Raw genomic sequence first — 13303 nt, forward strand, 5'->3', positions numbered from 1 at the left:
ACTTTTTTGTCAGGTTGTGCGTAAGCACCCGGTGGGCCGAGTCCTGACCGGGTATATTTTCAGCTCTACTTGTATATACAGGAATAGATTATGGCTCCTTCATCCACCGGTTTCACCCTTTGCCGCCTGCAGCCTGGTCATGTTGATCTGCCGATGCTGCGCCAGATTTATCAGGGCAATGTTCATCTCGCGCTGGCGGAAGAGGCCCGTGCCGATGTACTGGCCTCTCAGGAGACGGTCACCCGCATTGTGGCATCGGGGGAAGTGGTGTACGGCATCAATACCGGGTTCGGCAAGCTGGCGCAAACCCGCATTCCGGCCGAGCGCCTGGCGGAATTACAGCGCAATCTGGTGCTGTCGCACAGCGTGGGGACGGGTAAATATCTGGCGGATAACATCGTGCGCCTGGTGATGGCAACCAAAATCCTCAGCCTGTCACGCGGCCATTCCGGCATTCGCATTGAAGTCATTGATGCCCTGATAACCCTCTTCAATGCCGGGGTCTATCCCTGCATTCCCGAAAAAGGCTCTGTGGGCGCCTCCGGCGATTTAGCCCCGCTGGCGCATCTGTCTCTGATGCTGATTGGCGAAGGCACGGTGACGGTGCAGGGCAACACCCTGTCGGCGGTGGAAGGTCTGGCAAGCGCCGGGATACGCCCGTTCGAACTCGGGCCGAAAGAGGGGCTGGCGCTGCTTAACGGTACCCAGGTGTCGACCTCCCTCGCGCTGTCGGGACTGTTTGAAGCAGAACGCGTCTTTTCCGCCGGACTGGTGGCTGGCGCACTGTCGCTTGAAGCCATTAAAGGTTCCGTTAAACCGCTGGACCCGCGTATCCATGAAGCCCGCGGACAGCAAGGGCAGATTGCCGTGGCGGCAGCGCTGAGCAACATTCTTGCCGGGAGCGAGATTGTGACTTCCCATGCGGCCTGTGGCCGCGTGCAGGACCCGTACTCCATCCGCTGTGTGCCTCAGGTGATGGGGGCGTGCCTTGATAACTTACACCACGCCGCCCGTATATTACGCATTGAAGCCAATGCTGCGTCCGATAATCCACTGGTGTTTGCGGAAAACGGCGACGTGATTTCCGGCGGCAATTTCCACGCCGAACCGGTTGCCTTCGCCGCTGACATTATCGCGCTGGCAGTGGCGGAGATCGGGGCGATATCGGAGCGCCGTATGGCGCTGTTGCTGGATACGGGATTATCCGGTTTGCCGCCGTTCCTGGTGCGCGACGGTGGCGTGAACTCCGGCTTTATGATTGCCCAGGTCACCGCCGCTGCGCTGGCCTCAGAAAACAAATCGCTGGCCCATCCGGGCAGCGTCGATAGCCTGCCTACCTCAGCCAATCAGGAAGACCATGTCTCAATGGCGACCTACGCCGCGCGTCGCCTGGGGGATATGTGTTTCAACACCAGCGTTGTGGTTGGTATTGAAGCCATGGCCGCCGCGCAAGGGGTGGATTTCCATCGTCCGTTGCAAAGCTCAAATACCCTGGAAAACGAAATGCAGGCGATCCGCCAGAACGTTGCGTTCCTTGAAAAGGACCGCCTGATGTCACCGGACGTCGAGATGATGCGTCTGTGGGCCTCCCGCGAACACTGGCCCGCAGAAATCGAAGCGCTGTTGCCAAGCTTCGCCTGATAACGCTGTGCAAAAAATTCAAATTTAGAGAAGGAAATGAACATGAATACGCCACACAAAAATGCCGAAGCCCGCGTTGTCCGTGCTCCCCAGGGGAGCGAACTGAGCTGCCAGAACTGGCTGATCGAAGCGGCCTACCGCATGATTCAGAACAACCTCGATCCGGATGTCGCCGAGCGCCCGGAAGATCTGGTGGTTTATGGCGGTATCGGCAAAGCGGCCCGCAACTGGCCCGCCTTTGAGGCGATCCTTGAGAGCCTGCGCAAGCTGCGGGAAGACGAAACGCTGCTGGTACAGTCGGGGAAACCGGTCGGTGTTTTTCGTACCCATACCAACGCCCCGCGCGTATTGATTGCCAACTCCAATATCGTTCCCCACTGGGCGCACTGGGAACATTTTCATGAACTGGATAAAGCCGGTCTGATGATGTACGGCCAGATGACCGCCGGGTCATGGATATACATCGGTGCGCAGGGTATCGTGCAGGGCACCTACGAAACCTTCGCCGAAGCGGGTCGCCAGCATTACAACGGCAGCCTGCGCGGTAAGTGGATTTTAACCGCCGGGCTGGGCGGTATGGGCGGCGCACAGCCGCTGGCGGGGGTGCTGGCGGGCGCGTGCGTGCTGGCGATTGAGTGCCAGGAATCGCGCATCGATTTCCGTCTGCGTACGCGCTATCTCGACTACAAAACCAACAGCCTCGACGAGGCTCTTACGATGATTGAAAAAGCCTGCGCCGAGAATAAAGCCATCTCCGTTGGCCTGCTGGGTAACGCCGCCGAACTGATGCCCCAACTGGCGGCGCGGGCGAAAGCAGGCGGTTTGCGCCCGGATATCGTCACCGATCAGACCTCGGCGCACGACCCGCTCAACGGTTATCTGCCGGAGGGGTGGAGCCTGGAAAAATGGCAGCAGGCGCGCCAGTCCGACCCGCAGTCGGTGGTGAAAGCGGCCCGCGCGTCCATGGCGAAACACGTACAGGCAATGCTCGATTTCCACGCGATGGGGATCCCGACCGTCGATTACGGCAACAATATTCGCCAGGTTGCCAAAGAGGAAGGGGTGACCAATGCCTTTGATTTCCCCGGATTCGTTCCTGCTTATATTCGCCCGCTCTTCTGCGAGGGTAAAGGCCCCTTCCGTTGGGTTGCGCTCTCCGGCGACCCGGAGGATATCTACAAGACCGACGCCAAACTGAAAGAGCTCTTCCCGGATAACGCCAATCTCATTAACTGGCTGGATATGGCGCGCGAGCGCATTGCATTCCAGGGGCTGCCTGCACGTATCTGCTGGCTTGGCCTGGGGGAACGCCATCTCGCTGGTCTGGCCTTTAACGAAATGGTGCGCAATGGTGAGTTAAAAGCGCCGATTGTCATTGGCCGTGACCACCTTGATACCGGCTCTGTGGCGTCGCCAAACCGTGAAACGGAAGCGATGAAAGACGGTTCGGATGCAGTTTCCGACTGGCCGCTACTCAATGCGCTGCTCAATACCGCCGGTGGCGCGACCTGGGTCAGCCTGCACCATGGCGGCGGTGTGGGGATGGGCTTCTCTCAGCACGCCGGGATGGTCATCGTCTGTGATGGCAGCGAAGAGGCGGATGAGCGGCTGGCGCGTGTGCTGTGGAATGACCCGGCCACCGGTGTTATGCGCCACGCGGACGCGGGCTATGAACAGGCAAAAGCCTGCGCGCAGCGTAACCACCTGAATTTACCCATGATCTGATGATGAATGCCGGACAGACCGTTCACGGTTATCCGGCTTTTCCCGAAGGGGGAGTAATGGCTTCAGATGTTGCAGTTTCCGACCCGCTTTTTGCTTTACAACACCAGACGCTCAACAACCTTGCCCGCCCTACGGCACGCAGCCTGGGTCTGTATAACGCCGGGCTATCGGCAGAAGCGGTACGACAGCAATATGGCGTAACGCATATTGCCAAACTGGCCAGTAATGAAAACCCGTCAGGCGCCAGCCCGCAGGTGGTATCTGCCTTACAGAAGGATGCCGGTTTTAGCGCGGTCTATTCCGATGCCGCCAGCGCCCAATTGCGTGATGCGCTGGCGAACTATACCGGTGTGAGCGCCGACAAGATTGTCACCGGCAATGGTTCAGAAGATATCCTGCATATGTTGGCGCTGGCTTTTCTTAACCCTGGCGACCGCGTTGTTACGCTGATACCTTCCTTTGGCCTGCACGAGATTTTCCCGCGCATGATGGGGGCAGATGTAACCCTGGTCGGGGTGGATCAACGTCAGCAGTTTGATGTTGTGGCCTGGGAACAGGCGCTCTCCACGCCCGCGAAAATGGTTATTTTCAGCAATCCGTCAAACCCCGTGGGGTGCATGCTCGACAAAGACGGTTTTGCCCGCATCATTGCCGCCGCGCCACAGGAGTGTGTGCTGGTCATTGATGAAGCCTATTTCGAATATTGCCAGGACGACCCGGATTATCCCGACAGTCTGGCGGTGCTGGCGGCGCAGTCGCGCCCGTGGATCGTGCTGCGGACCTTTTCGAAGGCTTATGGTCTGGCGGGGCTGCGTGTGGGCTATGGCTTAGCCAGTCACCCTGAACTGGTCAATCTGCTCAACCGCGTGCGTACGCCCTTTAATATTAACCGCGCGGCGCAGGCGGCAGCGGTGGCGGCGATAGGCGATCAGGCGCATGTGAAAGCGAGCGTTGCTCTGGTGCGCGTGCAGCGGGAGCGCATGGCCGCAGAGCTTACACGGCTGGGGTTTTACGTGGCGCCCTCTCATGCCAATTTCCTCTTCTTTAATTGTGGACGGCCCAGCGGCGAGATGGCGCAGCAGTTGTTGCGCTATGGCGTCATCATTAAGCCGTGGCGTGAGCCAGGTTATGAGCAGTGGATCCGGGTGTCGATTGGCAACGAAGAGGATAATCAGCAGTTTATCGACGCCCTGAAAGCGATCCTCGCGCAGGGGGCGGCGTGAAACGGCCTGCACTGAATATTGAAGAACTGCGCCATCGCGCCAGACGGGCGCTACCGCGTTTTGCTTTTAGTTATCTGGAAGGGGGCGCGGATGACGAGCAAACGTTACGCGATAACCGCAGTGTCTTTGCCCGCTGGCGTTTTATTCCTCCGGTACTCAACGATGCGAGCGAACGCGATCTTTCGGTCACTCTCTGTGGGCAGAAACTGGCGGCGCCGCTGCTGATTGCCCCTACCGGTTACAACGGCATGTTACGTTATGGTGCCGATGCGATGCTCGCGCGTGTCGCCAGAGATGCCGGGATTGGCTATATCCAGAGCACCGTCTCGACCGCAGCGATTGAGGAGATCGCCGCTGAAAATCTGCCCCAACACTGGTTTCAGCTTTATGTACTCAAAGACCGCACGGTCACCCTGGGGCTACTTGCGCGTGCAAAAGCGGCTGGTTGCACCACGCTGGTGGTCTCCGTTGATGCGGTACATTTCGGCAATCGTGAAAAAGATAAACGCAATTACCGCCGCCCGATGAAGCTCTCCTTCTCCAGTCTGTTTGATATCGCGTTACATCCTGCCTGGGTGTGGCGCACCATCCGGCCTGCGGGGGTACCGGGTTTTGGTAACTTAGCGCTCTATGTCCCGGCGGATAAACAGCGGGGCGCCGGGGGCGCCAGTTATTTTGCCGGGCAAATGGATACGCGCCTGACCTGGGAGACGCTGGCGTGGATCCGCAGCCAGTGGTCGGGGCCGCTGCTGGTGAAAGGTATTCTCGCGCCGGATGACGCAACCCGTGCTTTTGCCACAGGCGCCGATGGCATTGTGTTGTCTAATCACGGCGGGCGGCAACTGGATGGTTCAGTGAGCGCCATGGAGATGCTACCCGAGATTCGTCGCCGCTGCGGGACGGAGGCCACAATCCTTATCGACAGCGGTTTTCGCCGTGGTACCGATGTGGTGAAAGCACTGGCGCTGGGGGCAAACGGGGTGTTACTCGGGCGGCCAATGCTCTATGGCGTGGCCGCTGACGGTGAGGCCGGGGCGAAGCAGGCGCTGGCGTTGATTTTGCAGGAGGTTGACCGCACCCTGGCACAGTTAGGATGCACGTCTATTGCCCGCTTAGGGCCACATTTGCTGCGTCCTCAATCCTGACAGAGAAGGGGGCTGGTTTGTTTATCACGGAGAGTCAATTATGCAGGCACTGAATATCATCTTCCCGGCGCAAATTGTACGTGGCGCAGGCGTTATCAACCGCCTCGGCGAGGTGTGCGCCGCGTTAGGCAAACGCGCACTTGTCATTGGCGGGCATGCCGGGCTGGCGGCGGTGGACACACAGATTCGCCATCAACTGGCGGCCTCTGCGATTGAACTGGTGGGCCTGGAATGGTTTGGCGGCGTATGCAGCGAAGAGAATATCCAGCGCCTGGCCCACCAGGTCGAGGTGACTGGGGCGGATCTGGTGATAGGCGTCGGCGGTGGCAAAGCACTTGATACCAGTAAAGCCGTTGCGGTACAGGCGCATGTGCCGATTGTTACCATTCCCACCATCGCAGCGACCTGTGCGGCTGTGACGCCATTGACCATTCGTAATCACGCCAATGGTCATTTTCGCGATCTTTTCCCCTTAGCGCAGGCACCCGCTGCGGTTATTATCGACAGCGAAATTCTGGCCATCGCACCGCTGCGCTGGCTGGCGGCGGGCCTTGGCGACACGCTGGCAAAATGGTACGAATTCCGTGCTATTAGCGTGCGGCATCAGAACCACAGCGGCGTTGCGCAGGCTTCCAGCGCCAATAGTCGTATCTGTTATGACCTTATTAAGGCCCACGGACCTGCCGCCTGTGACGCCGTGCGGGCAGGTAAACCTAACGCCGCGCTGGAACAGGTGCTGGATGCCATATTTATGTTTGCCGGACTGACATCGCTGATGAGCAGCGGTGCGCATGCCGCCGCCGCCCATGCAATTTATGAAGGCTTTACGGTCTGTGATAAAACCCGCGAATTTGGTCATGGGCTCCTGGTGGGCTTTGGCAACCTGTGCCTGCTGGCGCTGGAAAACCGCAGCGATGACGAATTGCTGGAGGCGGTACGTCTGGCGTATGCCTGCGCGGTACCGCTGCGCCTGAGTGATATTGCCGCGCTTGATACCGGTGAGCTTGAGCAAATTGTGCAAATGTCATTGCATGCCCCGGATATGAAAAATATGCCGGATAACGTTACCGCACAGGCGCTCTACCAGGCGATTGCGCGCGTCGAAGCGATGGCAGAGCAAGTCTGATTCAAGAACCTGTTACGTCATAGCACTCAAAAAGCTGGCAACGAAGCCAGCTTTTTTTGTTCTGTTGAACAGGATGACTGCCCCATGGCAGTGCGTGATGCCCCAAATTGTCGCAGAATTTACCGATAAATTTCGCAGACGATCACAGATTCAGAATTATATTTTATCGCTGCATAATCTTTCTGATTTTCCCTCCGCCATCCAGACTTCATCTAATATTATTCACTTTTTATGCAATTTAAGTGAATAGCGACAGGTTTTAACTTATTGATATTTCGTTGTCAGGCCGCGTTTATGCATTTTCATAGCTGGCTGGCACGCCCTGTGCAATATACATTTACAGCGTAAATACTCATATTTTTTAACATATATTCAACCAATTATTTACCGGGTGAGGTCGCTATGTCACAGTCAATTACGCGTGAGAACTTTGATGAATGGATGATGCCTGTGTACGCGCCAGCGCCTTTCATTCCGGTCCGTGGCGAGGGTTCGCGCCTTTGGGATCAGAACGATAAAGAGTACATCGACTTTGCAGGTGGCATTGCCGTTAATGCGCTGGGCCATGCCCATCCCGCGTTATGCAAAGCGTTGAGTGAGCAGGCTTCGCGCTTCTGGCATACCGGAAACGGCTATACCAATGAGCCGGTATTACGTCTGGCAAAACGCTTAATCGACGCCACGTTTGCTGAGAAAGTCTTTTTCTGTAACTCCGGGGCAGAAGCCAATGAAGCGGCGCTGAAACTGGCGCGCAAATATGCTCACGACACCTTTGGCGGCAAGAAAACCGGCATTGTGGCGTTTAAAAACGCTTTCCATGGCCGCACGCTGTTTACCGTAAGTGCAGGCGGTCAGCCTGCCTACTCGCAGGATTTTGCCCCTTTACCCCCGGATATCGCCCATGCCCCGTACAACGACCTGGCGGCGGCCAGTGCGCTTATCAATGACGATACCTGTGCGGTGATTGTCGAGCCGATGCAGGGTGAGGGCGGCGTGGTGCCGGCCAGCACCGCGTTCTTACAGGGGCTGCGCGAGCTGTGCGACCGCCATAATGCGCTGCTGATTTTTGATGAGGTACAAACGGGCGTCGGGCGTACCGGCGAACTTTATGCCTATATGCACTATGGCGTAACGCCTGACGTGCTGACCACCGCCAAAGCGCTGGGCGGCGGTTTCCCGGTAGCGGCGATGCTGGCTCGTGAGAAATATGCCCGCGTGATGACCGTTGGCACCCATGGTACGACCTACGGCGGTAACCCGCTTGCCTCTGCGGTTGCCGGTGCGGTACTGGATATTGTGAACACCCGCCAGACGCTCGATGGCGTCAAACAGCGCCACCAGTGGTTTAACGAGCAGTTGCAGGCCATTAATGCGCGCTGCGGCCTGTTCCGTGAAATTCGCGGTCTGGGGCTATTGATTGGCTGCGAACTCAACGCTGAATACGCCGGAAAAGCGAAACAGATTTCGCAACTGGCCGCCACTGAGGGCGTCATGGTGCTGATTGCCGGGGCAAATGTGTTGCGTTTCGCGCCTGCGCTCAATATTAGCGAAGATGAAGTCTCTCGCGGGCTGGCACGCTTTGGTATCGCCTGCGATAAATTCCTTGCGGGGTGTCCATCATGATGGTGATTCGTCCTGTTGAGCACGACGATCTTCCGGCGTTGATGGCGCTGGCTGGAAAAACAGGCGGCGGGTTGACCTCGCTGCCTGCGGACGAGGCCACGCTCTCTGCGCGCATCGAGCGCGCCCTGAAAACCTGGCGCGGGGAGCTGGCGAAAAGCGAACAGGGGTATGTGTTTGTCCTTGAAGTCGTAGAGACCGGCGAAGTGGCCGGGATCTGCGCCATTGAGGTCGCCGTGGGCCTCAACGATCCCTGGTATAACTACCGCGTCGGCACGCTGGTCCATGCCTCAAAAGAGCTTAACGTTTATAACGCGCTCCCCACGCTGTTCCTCAGCAATGACCATACGGGCAGTAGCGAACTTTGCACCTTATTTCTCGACCCGGCCTGGCGCAAAGAGGGCAATGGTTATCTGCTTTCTAAATCGCGTTTTATGTTTATGGCCGCGTTCCGCGATCGCTTTAACGAAAAAGTGGTGGCCGAGATGCGCGGGGTCATCGACGAGACCGGTTATTCACCGTTCTGGGAGAGTCTTGGCAAGCGCTTCTTTTCAATGGAATTTGCCCGTGCGGATTACCTGTGCGGCACCGGGCAGAAGGCGTTTATCGCCGAATTGATGCCGAAGCACCCCATCTACACCGATTTTCTCTCGCCCGAGGCGCAAGCGGTGATTGGTCAGGTACACCCGCAAACCGCGCCAGCCCGCGCGGTACTGGAGAAAGAAGGTTTTCGCTACTGCAACTATGTCGACATTTTCGACGGCGGGCCAACCCTTGAGTGCGACATTGACCGCGTTCGCGCAATCCGTAAAAGCCGACTGGTGGAGGTGGTACAAGGAGAGCCTGTGCCCGGGGAATGGCCTGCCTGTATGGTAGCCAACGAGCAATATCATCAATTCAGATCCATGCTTATCTATGCCGATCCGGCGACGGAACGGCTGGTGCTGAGCGCTGCACAACTCGACGCTCTTAAATGTCACCCGGGCGACAAAGTGCGCCTGGTACGCCTGTGCGCAGAGGATAAAAAATCATGACGCAATGGATTAACGGTGAGTGGATTGCCGGGCTGGGTGCCCGACGTAGCAAAACGAACCCGGTCAGTAACGAAACGCTGTGGCAGGGTAATGATGCCGATGCTTCTCAGGTCGGTTTAGCCTGCGAGGCGGCACGCGCCGCGTTTCCGGGCTGGGCAAAACTGGCGTTTAGCCAGCGTCAGGCGATTGTTGAAAAATTCGCCGGGTTGCTGGAAGCCAACAAAGCCATATTAACTGAGATTATCGCCCGTGAAACGGGGAAGCCGCGCTGGGAAGCGACCACGGAGATCACGGCGATGATCAATAAAGCCGCCATTTCGGTAAAAGCGTATCACGCGCGGACCGGCACTCAGCACACAGAGATGCCGGACGGTGCAGCAACGCTGCGCCACCGCCCACATGGCGTTCTGGCGGTGTTTGGCCCCTACAATTTCCCGGGCCATCTCCCCAACGGGCATATTATTCCGGCCCTGCTGGCGGGCAATACCCTGATTTTCAAACCCAGCGAGCTGACGCCGTGGACCGGCGAGGCGGTGGTAAAACTGTGGGAAGAGGCGGGGCTGCCGCCGGGCGTGCTGAACCTGGTGCAGGGGGGACGGGAGACCGGCCAGGCGCTAAGTGCCCTGGAAGGCATTGACGGTCTGCTCTTTACTGGCAGCGCCAATACTGGTTTCCAGTTGCACCGCCAGCTTGCCGGGCAGCCGGAGAAGATTCTGGCCCTTGAGATGGGCGGCAACAATCCGCTGATTGTTGAAGACCCGGCGGATCTTGACGCAGCCGTCCATCTGACCATCCAATCGGCGTTTATCACCGCAGGACAGCGCTGTACCTGCGCGCGCCGTCTGCTGGTTAAACGGGGTGAAGCGGGGGATGCGTTTTTGCGCCGTCTGGTGGAGGTCTCCTCCCGGCTGACACCTGCGACCTGGGATGCGGATCCACAGCCCTTCTTTGGCGGGCTGATTTCGGAACAAGCGGCACAGCATGTCTGGCAGGCCTGGCAGGGCCACGTCGAACGTGGCGGTAAAACCTTGCTTGAGCCTCGTCTGCTGCAGCCCGGCACCTCACTGCTGAGTCCTGGCATTGTTGAGATGTCGGAGGCGAAGAATGTGCCGGATGAAGAGGTCTTTGGACCGTTGCTCTGTATCTGGCGGTATGACGATTTTAACGAGGCCATCACGCTGGCAAACAACACGCGTTACGGGCTGGCCTGTGGTTTGATTTCGCCGGACCGTGAACAGTTCGAACAGTTGCTGCTGGAGGCGCGGGCCGGGATCGTCAACTGGAACAAACCGCTCACCGGCGCCGCGAGCACCGCGCCATTCGGTGGAGTGGGCGCCTCGGGCAACCATCGCCCCAGCGCCTGGTATGCCGCCGATTACTGCGCCTGGCCTATGGCGAGCCTTGAATCGGCAGAGCTGGCGTTGCCGCAATCGCTCAGTCCGGGGCTTGATTTTAGCCGGGAGGAGAGTCGATGAAAGCGCGGGAAGTCAATTTTGATGGTCTGGTGGGCCTGACGCACCATTATGCCGGACTGTCGTTCGGTAATGAGGCGTCGACGAAACACCGTCACCAGGTTTCTAACCCGAAGCTTGCGGCAAAGCAGGGGTTGTTAAAGATGAAAGCGCTGGCGGATGCCGGTTTTGTGCAGGCCGTGATCCCACCGCAGGAGAGGCCGAACATTCCGGTCCTGCGTCAGTTGGGTTTTAGCGGAAGTGATGAGCAGGTGGTGGAAAGAGCTGCTGCGCATTCACCGCATCTGCTTTCTGCCGTCAGCTCTGCATCATCCATGTGGGTGGCGAATGCGGCAACGGTCTGCCCCTCTGCCGATGCGCTCGATGGGCGGGTGCATCTGACGGTGGCTAACCTCAATAACAAATTTCATCGGGCCACCGAAGCGCCGACCACCGAAGCGGTGCTAAAAGCCATCTTCCGCGATGAGCGTATGTTTGCCGTGCATCCCGCATTGCCGCAGGTGGCCATGTTTGGCGATGAAGGGGCAGCTAACCATAATCGTCTTGGGGGCGACTACGGCGAGCAGGGTGTTCAGTTGTTTGTTTATGGCCGTGAAGAGGGCAGCAACGCCGCACCAGGGCGCTATCCCGCCCGCCAGACGCTGGAAGCCAGCCAGGCGGTCGCGCGGCTTAATCAGGTCTGCCCACGACAGGTTATTTTTGCCCAGCAAAATCCTGCTGTTATCGATCAGGGCGTGTTCCATAATGATGTCATCGCAGTATCAAACCGACAGGTGCTTTTCTGCCATGAGCAGGCGTTCTTGCATCAGCAGGCGTTGTTTAGCCAGTTGCGTGCGCGGGTGCCAGGTTTTATGGCGCTGGAGGTGCCCGATGCTGAGGTATCCGTCAGCGATGCGGTACAAACGTATCTGTTTAACAGTCAGTTGTTGAGCCGCGAAGATGGTAGCATGGTGCTCATATTGCCTCAGGAATCCCGTGAGCATCCGGGCGTCTGGCGCTATTTGACAACGCTGCTGGAGCAAGACAATCCCATCAGCGACATCAAGGTGTTTGATCTGCGCGAAAGTATGTCTAATGGCGGTGGCCCGGCCTGTTTGCGCCTGCGTGTCGTCCTGACGGACGAAGAGGCGTGTGCGGTAAATCCGGCAGTGATGATGAATGATGTGCTGTTCCGCGCACTAAATGAGTGGATTGAGCGTTATTATCGTGACAGGTTAACGCAGGCCGATCTGGCTGATCCGATGCTATTACGGGAGAGCCGGGAAGCACTGGATACGTTGACGCAAATGTTGAGATTAGGTTCCGTTTATCCCTTCCAGCAGTGATAGGAGGCCGTATGGACAATTTTCTCGCAATGACGCTGTCAGGTGAAATGCCCCGCAGGACGGTGGGGGAGGCTGGTGCGATCCACTGGTTATGGCATGAACAGGGCGTTCTGGAGTTAGTGCCCCCAAAGCCAGTAAAGCGCTCTCTGGTGCTTTCCTGCGCGATTCACGGCAATGAAACCGCGCCAGTGGAGATGCTGGATGGACTGTTAAAACAGCTCCTGAACGGGACGCTGACGTTAAGCTGGCGCTTGCTGATCATTATCGGTAACCCGCAGGCGCTGGGACAGAATAAACGTTTTTTGCGCAGCGACCTTAACCGCATGTTTGGCGCGCGCTGGCAAGGTTTTCCGGCCAGTGATGAGACGATTCGCGCCGCACAACTGGAACGGGCCGTCACCCATTTTTACGCTGAAGACGATGAAGATCGCTGGCACCTTGACCTGCACACGGCGATCCGTGGTTCGTATCATGTACGTTTTGGTGTACTGCCTGCGCGTGCAGAACCCTGGGATGAAATTTTTCTCAAATGGCTGGGCGATGCCGGGCTGGAAGCGCTGGTCTTCCATCAGTCACCGGCAGGAACCTTTACTCACTACACCTGCGAACAGTTCCAGGCTCATTCCTGTACACTGGAGCTCGGTAAAGCATTACCCTTTGGGGAAAATGATATGAGCCAGTTCGAGCGTACCCGCTGGGCGCTGGCGGCGTTGCTTGCTGGTGACGTGGTGCCCGAAGCGGAAACCGCACCGTTGCGCTATCGCGTGGTGCAGCAGTTAACCCGGCGCAGTGAGGAATTCGTGCTTTATATGTCGGATGATACGCTGAATTTTACCCCATTTGCGGCGGGTACGCTTCTGGCAGAAGATCGCGGAGAGCGTTACGTTGTTCAGCGCGATCAGGAATATGTGCTCTTTCCTAATCCTAACGTCGCCGTGGGGTTACGGGCGGGGTTGATGCTGGAACGCATCAGTTAGTGCTGTAAATATTAA

At 57.7% G+C, this 13303-nt stretch carries 10 protein-coding genes; all 10 read left to right on the plus strand.

The features are described 5' to 3' along the window. Positions 1–90 precede the first annotated feature (90 nt). Positions 91–1641: a histidine ammonia-lyase gene (gene hutH / locus ACS0RQ_RS11250; RefSeq protein WP_169039201.1), complete on the plus strand. Its 1551-nt coding sequence runs from the start codon at positions 91–93 to the stop codon at positions 1639–1641. Between the two features lie 42 nt (positions 1642–1683). Next, a complete protein-coding gene (gene hutU, locus ACS0RQ_RS11255) occupies positions 1684–3366 on the plus strand; it encodes a urocanate hydratase (protein ID WP_271849001.1) in 1683 nt (560 codons plus the stop codon). Positions 3367–3422: 56 nt separating this feature from the next. Next, positions 3423–4589 (plus strand): histidinol-phosphate transaminase, encoded by a 1167-nt coding sequence (gene hisC, locus ACS0RQ_RS11260; protein WP_271849000.1) that lies wholly within the window; start codon positions 3423–3425, stop codon positions 4587–4589. Further along, positions 4586–5734 carry an alpha-hydroxy acid oxidase gene (locus ACS0RQ_RS11265; protein WP_271848999.1) on the plus strand — a complete coding sequence of 383 codons (1149 nt, stop codon included), beginning with the start codon at positions 4586–4588 and terminating at the stop codon, positions 5732–5734. The genes hisC and ACS0RQ_RS11265 overlap by 4 nt, the downstream gene beginning before the upstream one ends. Positions 5735–5774: 40 nt before the next feature. Further along, positions 5775–6860, plus strand: coding sequence for an iron-containing alcohol dehydrogenase family protein (locus ACS0RQ_RS11270; RefSeq protein WP_334633069.1), 1086 nt, complete (start codon positions 5775–5777; stop codon positions 6858–6860). Between the two features lie 402 nt (positions 6861–7262). After that, a complete protein-coding gene (gene astC, locus ACS0RQ_RS11275) occupies positions 7263–8483 on the plus strand; it encodes a succinylornithine/acetylornithine transaminase (RefSeq protein ID WP_271848997.1) in 1221 nt (406 codons plus the stop codon). Beyond that, complete coding sequence (gene astA / locus ACS0RQ_RS11280) at positions 8480–9514, plus strand: arginine N-succinyltransferase (protein WP_108701108.1); 1035 nt, start codon at positions 8480–8482, stop codon at positions 9512–9514. The genes astC and astA overlap by 4 nt, the downstream gene beginning before the upstream one ends. After that, on the plus strand, positions 9511–10989 hold the full coding sequence (gene astD, locus ACS0RQ_RS11285; RefSeq protein ID WP_271848996.1) for a succinylglutamate-semialdehyde dehydrogenase: 1479 nt from the start codon (positions 9511–9513) through the stop codon (positions 10987–10989). The genes astA and astD overlap by 4 nt, the downstream gene beginning before the upstream one ends. Further along, positions 10986–12311: an N-succinylarginine dihydrolase gene (gene astB / locus ACS0RQ_RS11290; protein WP_271848995.1), complete on the plus strand. Its 1326-nt coding sequence runs from the start codon at positions 10986–10988 to the stop codon at positions 12309–12311. The genes astD and astB overlap by 4 nt, the downstream gene beginning before the upstream one ends. Before the next feature lie 11 nt (positions 12312–12322). Then, a complete protein-coding gene (astE, locus tag ACS0RQ_RS11295; protein WP_271848994.1) occupies positions 12323–13288 on the plus strand; it encodes a succinylglutamate desuccinylase in 966 nt (321 codons plus the stop codon). Positions 13289–13303 lie beyond the last annotated feature (15 nt).

Origin of the sequence: Phytobacter diazotrophicus (genome assembly GCF_052061655.1) — a bacterium.
Taxonomy (GTDB): domain Bacteria; phylum Pseudomonadota; class Gammaproteobacteria; order Enterobacterales; family Enterobacteriaceae; genus Phytobacter; species Phytobacter diazotrophicus.